6 protein-coding genes are annotated in these 6,460 nt (G+C 70.1%); all 6 read right to left on the reverse strand.

What is annotated here, in order from left to right:
- Positions 1-13: 13 nt before the first annotated feature.
- The 6 genes from mltG to Vqi01_RS11585 all read right to left on the reverse strand — a co-directional run bounded on the left by mltG (position 14) and on the right by Vqi01_RS11585 (position 5,962).
- Positions 14-1,210, reverse strand: coding sequence for an endolytic transglycosylase MltG (gene mltG, locus Vqi01_RS11560; RefSeq protein WP_204034727.1), 1,197 nt, complete (start codon positions 1,208-1,210; stop codon positions 14-16).
- Positions 1,207-1,668 (reverse strand): Holliday junction resolvase RuvX, encoded by a 462-nt coding sequence (gene ruvX / locus Vqi01_RS11565; RefSeq protein ID WP_204034728.1) that lies wholly within the window; start codon positions 1,666-1,668, stop codon positions 1,207-1,209. Before ruvX ends, mltG begins: the two co-directional genes overlap by 4 nt.
- A gap of 72 nt (positions 1,669-1,740) precedes the next feature.
- Positions 1,741-4,419: an alanine--tRNA ligase gene (gene alaS / locus Vqi01_RS11570; RefSeq protein ID WP_204034729.1), complete on the reverse strand. Its 2,679-nt coding sequence runs from the start codon at positions 4,417-4,419 to the stop codon at positions 1,741-1,743.
- A complete protein-coding gene (locus tag Vqi01_RS11575; protein WP_204034730.1) occupies positions 4,416-4,721 on the reverse strand; it encodes a hypothetical protein in 306 nt (101 codons plus the stop codon). The genes alaS and Vqi01_RS11575 overlap by 4 nt, the downstream gene beginning before the upstream one ends.
- A gap of 24 nt (positions 4,722-4,745) precedes the next feature.
- The gene (locus Vqi01_RS11580) at positions 4,746-5,207 is read right to left on the reverse strand and encodes a DUF948 domain-containing protein (RefSeq protein WP_204034731.1); all 462 of its coding nucleotides are present in this window, start codon (positions 5,205-5,207) and stop codon (positions 4,746-4,748) included.
- Between the two features lie 146 nt (positions 5,208-5,353).
- Entirely contained in the window at positions 5,354-5,962 is a 609-nt protein-coding gene (locus Vqi01_RS11585) for a hypothetical protein (protein ID WP_204034752.1), read from the reverse strand.
- Positions 5,963-6,460: the final 498 nt, after the last annotated feature.

Raw genomic sequence — 6,460 nt, forward strand, 5'->3', positions numbered from 1 at the left:
AGGGGGCCGGATATCACAGGACGCCGGCCTCCTTGGCCTTGTCAATGTTCTTCAAGTGCTCGTTGTAGTCCTTGGTGAAGGCGGAGTTGCCCGCCTTGTCGATGGCCACGAAGAAGAGCCAGTTCCCGTTCGGCGGAGCCATGGCGCCCTCGAGGGCTTCCTTGCCAGGATTGTTGATCGGGGTGGGGACCATGCCGCGCAGCTTCCGGCTGTACGGGTTGTTGGTGTCGAGCAGTTCGTCCCTCGACATCTCAGCCGACGTCTTGGTCTTCTGCCCCGTCATCTCCAGGTAGTAGTTGACCGTGACGTCCATTTCCAGGCAGCCGCAGTTGAAGGTTCCCGAGTACACCCGGTTGTAGGCGACCCGGGCGACCTTGCCGAGGTCCTTCTTGGTGCCGGCCTCGGCCTGCGCGAGGGAGGCGACGATCAACGCCTCGTACGGGCTGATCCCGCCGCGTTCCTTCTCCACCCGGTCGGCGAACTCCATCTGCCCGGTGACGGTGAGGAAGTGGTCCACCATCTGCTTGAGGATGGTCTCGGCGGTGGCGTCCGGCGGAATCTCGTAGGTGTCCGGGAAGAGAAAACCCTCGATCGACTTCTTGGACTTCTTGCCGTCGGTGCGCTTGAACCACCAGTCTGGCACGCCGAGCTTCTCCGGGTCCTTCGCGGCGGCCTCGAACTCCTTGACCGGAATGTCGGTGTGCTTGCTGAGCAACTTGAAGATGTTCTTCGCGGTGCGCCCCTCAGGGATGGTGATCCCGTTGACGATCCGGTTGGCCGGGTCGAGCATCGCGGCCAGGGCGCTCTCGCCGCTCATCTGCTTGCGCAACTTGTACGTGCCGGGCTGGATGTTGCGGCTGCGCGAGTTGTCGTTGGCCGCGTTGATGAACGCCTTGGTGCTCTTGACCACGTCGGCTTCGTAGAGCACCACGGCCATGTCGGCCAGGAACGCGCCCTGCGGAATCTGGACCGTCACCTCCTCGGTGCCGGCGCCGTCGTAGTCCGGGGTGGTGAGGAAGTTCTGGATCCGGTCGAAGCCGTAGAAGGCACCACCACCGATGCCGCCGAGCAGCACCAGCGCCAGCAACAGGGCGAAGATCGTCTTGCCCCGGCCACCACCGGATCGGCCGTTGCGCTTACGACCGCGTCGGTGCTTGCCCTTGTCACCCCTCTCGCGCTCGTCGAACCCGAGATCCAGCTCGTCCATCATGGCGTCCGCCTCCGCTGCGCATCCAGCCAGCTCTGCAGAATCTCTACCGCAGCGGCCTGGTCGACCACCGCGCGTTGTTTTTTCCCCCGGACACCCCGCTCGGCAAGTCTGCGACTCGCCACGACCGTGGACATCCTCTCGTCGGTCAGCGTCACCGGTACCGGCGATATCACACCAGCCAGAAGTCGAGCGTACGCCTTTACATGCTCCGCCGCGGGTCCATGCTTGCCGGCGAGGTTGACCGGAAGGCCCACCACCACCTCGACCGCCTCGTGCTCGGCGACCAGCGCGGCAAGTTCGGCGACGTCCGACGGCACCATGTCTGACCTGGGGTTCTGCTCCCTGGCGAGGGTGACCAGCGGGGTGGCGAGCACCCCGTGCGGATCGGACCGGGACACCCCCACCCGAACCTGGCCGACGTCCACGCCCAGCCGCACGCCACGAGGCAGCTCAGTCACGGGCCGTCACCTTCCCGACAGACAGGTCAGGGCGGACCGCTCCGGTCCGCCCTGATCCGCCTCGCTGGTGGCTCACGCGTCGGCGATCGCCTTCTCGACCGTGAGCAGCAGGGTCGGCACCTCCGACTCGGGCAGCCCGCCGCCCTGGGCGAGGTCCGGACTGCCGCCCCCGCGACCCGAGAAGGCCGCCTTGACCAGGTCGTTCGCGGCCAGCCCTCGGCTGCGGGCGGCTGGGTTGACGGCCACCACCAGGGACGCCTTGCCGTTCGAGCGGGCCGCCACCGCGACCACACCGGGTCGGGCCGGATCGATCCGGCCCCGGATCTCCTGGGCCAGGGTGCGTACGTCGTTGCCGGCCGCCCCCTCGGGCGCCTCGGTGCCGACGTACGCGATCCCCCGCACGTCCTTGGCCTGGGCCGCCAGCGCCGCGGCGCCGCCGAGCACCAGTTGGGCGCGCAGCTTCTCCAACTCCTTCTCGGCGTCGCGCAGCTGGGTGACCGTCTGCTCGACCCGTTCGGCGACCTGCTCGGAGGGGACCCGGTACAGCTCGGCGAGGCGGGCCACCAGCAGGTGCTCACGGGCCAGGAAGTTGAACGCGTCCATGCCGACCAGCGCCTCGACCCGGCGTACGCCGGACCCGATGGACGACTCGGAGAGGATCTTGACCAGGCCGAGCTGGCCGGAGCGGGACACGTGGGTGCCGCCGCACAGCTCGCGGGCGTAGTCGCCGACCTCGACCACCCGGACCTGATCGCCGTACTTCTCGCCGAACAGCGCCATCGCGCCGATGCGGCGCGCCTCCTCCATCGAGGTGACGAAGGCGTGCACCTCCAGGTCGGCCAGGAGCACCTCGTTGACCTGCTGTTCCACGTCGCGCAGCACGCTCGGCGCCACCCCGGTCGCGGTGTTGAAGTCGAACCGGAGCCGGCCGGGGGCGTTCAGCGAGCCGGCCTGGGTGGCGGACTCGCCGAGGAAATTCCGCATCGTCTGGTGCACCAGGTGCGTCGCGGTGTGCGACCGGGAGATCGCCCGCCTGCGGCTGGTGTCGATCTCGGCGTAGCCGGTCTCCCCCGCTCGCACCTCGCCCCGGATCACCCGGGCCCGGTGCACGATCAACCCGGGCACCGGCTGCTGCACGTCGAGGACCTCGACCTGGCCGCCACCGACGGTGATCATGCCGTGGTCGGGCTGCTGCCCGCCGCCCTCGGCGTAGAACGGGGTGGTGTCGAGCACCAGCTCGACCAGATCGCCCTCGACCGCCGCCGCGCGGGGGCCGTCGGTGCCCAGCACCGCCCGTACCGTCGACTCGCGGGACACCTCGGTGTAGCCGGTGAAGGTCACCGGACCACCCGCGTCGAGCACCGACCGGTACGCCGACAGGTCGGTGTGCCCGGTCTTACGGGCCTGCGCGTCAGCCTTGGCCCGGGACCGCTGGTCGGCCATCAGCCGGCGGAAGCCCTCCTGGTCGACGGTGAGGCCCTGCTCGGCGGCGATCTCCAGGGTCAGGTCGATCGGGAAGCCGTAGGTGTCGTGCAGCTGGAACGCCTTGTCCCCGGAGAGCGCCTTGCCGCCCGCGGTGCGGGTCTCGGCGATCGCGGTGTCCAGGATCGTGGTGCCGGCGCGCAGCGTGGCGAGGAAGGCGTCCTCCTCCGCGTACGCGTACGCGGCGATCCGGTCGAAGTCTGCTGCCAGTTCCGGGTACGACGGCGCCATGCAGTCCCGGGCCACCGGCAGCAGCTCGGGCAGCGCGCGCTCCTGCCAGCCGAGCAGCCGCACCGCCCGGATCGCCCGGCGCATGATCCGCCGCAACACGTACCCACGGCCCTCGTTGGACGGCGTCACCCCGTCACCGATCAGCATCAGCGCGGTACGCACGTGGTCGGCGACCACCCGCAGCCGCACGTCGTCCGGGTGTGACTGGTTGGCGGCCTGGCCGGAGTGCGCGCCGTACCGCTTGCCGGTCAGCTCGGCCGCCCGGTCCAGGATCGGCCGGACCTCGTCGATCTCGTAGAGGTTGTCGACGCCCTGCAGGATGGAGGCCATCCGCTCCAGGCCCATGCCGGTGTCGATGTTCTTCTTCGGCAGCTCACCGACGATGCGGAAGTGCTCCTTGCTGGTCACGTCCGCGATCTCGTACTGCATGAAGACGAGGTTCCAGAACTCCAGGTACCGGTCCTCGTCCACCTCCGGGCCGCCCTCGGCGCCGTACGCCGGGCCACGGTCGTAGTACAGCTCCGAGCAGGGGCCCGCCGGGCCCGGGATGCCCATCGACCAGAAGTTGTCCGCCTTGCCGCGGCGCACGATCCGCTCCGCCGGCACGCCGGTGCGGCGCCAGATGTCGTACGCCTCGTCGTCGTCGAGGTAGACCGTCGCCCAGATCCGCTCCGGGTCCAGCCCGAAGCCGCCCTGATCGACCGGCTTGGTCACCAGCTCCCAGGCGAGCGGGATCGCCCCGTCCTTGAAGTAGTCACCGAAGGAGAAGTTGCCGTTCATCTGGAAGAACGTGCCGTGCCGGCTGGTCTTGCCGACCTCGTCGATGTCCGGCGTACGGATGCACTTCTGCACGCTCACCGCACGCGGGTACGGCGGGGTCTGCTGGCCCAGGAAGTAGGGGACGAACTGCACCATACCGGCGTTGACGAACAGCAGGTTCGGGTCGCTGATGGCAGGCAGCGGAGCGGACGGCACCACGGCATGGCCGTGCGCCTCGAAGTGGGCGAGGTACCGCCGCTTGATCTCCGCCGTCTTCATCGCTGGTGTTCCTCCGGAAAGATCTCTCGGTCACCGATCTGCGGGTCCTCCCGCAACTCGGCGAACTGGTCGTCGAACGCCTCGCCCTGAGCGAACGCCTCGTGGATCTGCTGCTCCCGCTCGGCCATTCCGGCGCGTACGTCCGCCACGAAGCTACGCAGCTCCTCGACCAGGCCGCCAGCGGATTGTGACAGGTTGTCGGCGATGCCGGCGGGGGTGTACGCGTGCGCGGCGCGGGTCGCCTTGCGGACCACCACCACGCCGACGGCCAGCCCGATGCCCAGCCAGAACAGGCGCCTCATGCTCGTACCTCCGCTTCCTCGCGGTCAGCGGTTCCCGCGCCGGGCGGCGCGCCGCTGAGCCTTGATGGTGTCGCGGACCTCGCGTTCGGTCTCCGCGTGCCGGCGGGCGGCGGTCGCCTTGCGCACCCCGTAGCCGAACGCGGCCACCTTGACCAGCGGGTTGGCGGCGGCGGCGGAGACGACGGTGACCAGGTTGGCGACGTTGGCGCTGATGTTCTGCGCGTGGCTGGTCATCGCGTCGACCTTGGCCAGTTGCAGGTTCACGCCGTCTATCGACGTCTGGACCTGCTCCAACGTGACGTTGACGTTGCGGACGGTGGCGTTGACGTCACCGAGCAGCGGGCCGGTCCGGTCGTTGAGGTCGTTGATCATCCGGGTGGTGGCGTCCACCGTGTGACGCAACCGCAGGATGGGCAGCGTCAGGATCAGCACCAGCATCGCGAACGCGATCGCCGCGACCAACGCCGCGACTTCCAGAAAGCCCACGCCTGTCCTCCTCAACCAGATGTCCCGGGACCTCGACGGTCCTGAGACGCACGACCGTCTCGCCCACGACCAACGCCCGGCGGTCCGGCCAGCACGCGCACACGGGCCGCCAGAAGCAGACCCTACCGTCCGTGATGACGATCGGCTCAGGACGGTGTTGATGGGGTCAACTCGCCCAGCGGATCCTCGCCGAGCGTCGGATAGGGGTCCACACCGGTCAGTGAGGGGTCCGTGGTCGGTTGTGGCCGGGTCCGCTCGTCGTCGATCGCGTTACGCACCTTCACCGACACCAACGATCCGGCGCACTCCTCCGCCGCGGTCGACGGATCCGGCTCCGGCACCACCGCCGGCTCCCCGTCCACCGGCGGCGGCACGCAGGCGGGTGCCCGCACCCAGAGGTCGAGGGTCAATTCGTCCCGCCGCCAGCAGGTGTAGCTGCCCTTCTCCTCCTGTTCGGGGCAGTAGTCCGGCGTCCACCGCTGCCAACCGTCCCGGCTCAGCGCGGCCTCGTAGACCTGGGCCGTCTCCTCCGGCGACCGCTCGGAGTTGACGGTGCGTTCCCGCAGCCGGCAGTCGAGCAGGCACCAGCGGCTGCCACTGACGTCATCGACCGGTTCGACGGCGGCCCAGTCGGGCACGTCCAGTTCGTTCAGCGAGACGAAGACCGGATCCTGCCGCATCGCCTGTACGCCGAAGAAGGCCGGGAGACCGCCGAGCAGGACCACGCTGACCACTGCCAGGATGATCGCCCGCATCCGCTGCTCGCCACCGGCCTGCCGGCGCGATTCCTGGCCGACGTCGGACGGGTCGTCCTCGGGTCGGTCGGAGTCCGGGTGCTCCGGCTCGGTGGATCCCGGCAGCGGCGGTTCCGCACCGGGCCGTTGCCCGACCGGGTCGACGGAGGCCACGGCGGCCCGGGCCACGGCCGGGTTCTCGCCGGCACGCGGCGGCGGGGGCCCCGGTGGGACATCGGCGGGCTCGGGGGTCCGGTGCGGTGGCGCGGCGCGCCCGGCCAGCCGGTCGTCGGGTCGCAGGATCGGGGTGGCCGCGCGGGCCCCTGTCGGTGACGGTTCGCCATGTTCTCCGGTGACGCCGGTCGGACGTCCCGGGGCCGGACCGATCGGCGGGGCAACGCCGGGCCGAGCCGGGCCGCCATCGGGCCGCACCGGGCCGCCATCGGGCCGGGCCGGGCCGCCATCGGGCCGGGCCGGGCCGCCATCGGGCCGGGCCGGGCCGCCATCGGGCCGGGCCGG

Source organism: Micromonospora qiuiae (assembly GCF_016863555.1).
Classification (GTDB): Bacteria; Actinomycetota; Actinomycetes; order Mycobacteriales; family Micromonosporaceae; genus Micromonospora; species Micromonospora qiuiae.